Annotated in this window: 1 pseudogene; it reads left to right on the forward strand. The window is 74.4% G+C overall.

The window, feature by feature from the left end:
* Positions 1 to 254 (forward strand): annotated as a pseudogene (locus QR64_RS26945) (hypothetical protein); the annotation flags it as partial.

Raw genomic sequence — 254 nt, forward strand, 5'->3', positions numbered from 1 at the left:
ACCGCGGCCCTGGCCGACTGGCTCATCCGGGACCTGACCGCCGTGATGCTCGAGCAGGCCGGGCTGCCGGATCCCCAGCGGCTGCGTCGCCTGCCGACGATCACCGCCGCGCACATCGGCACGCCGGGCAAGCTGCGCCGGCATGCCCGCGCGTTGGAACAGACTCTCGCACAGGTGGAGCGGCACCTGCGTGCCGGTGCGCACCTGGGCGAGCACGGTCTGGGCACCGCATCGGTGCCGGCCGTGCCGGGAGA

It is taken from the genome of Rhodococcus sp. Chr-9 (assembly GCF_000801125.1).
Taxonomy (GTDB): domain Bacteria; phylum Actinomycetota; class Actinomycetes; order Mycobacteriales; family Mycobacteriaceae; genus Rhodococcus; species Rhodococcus pyridinivorans.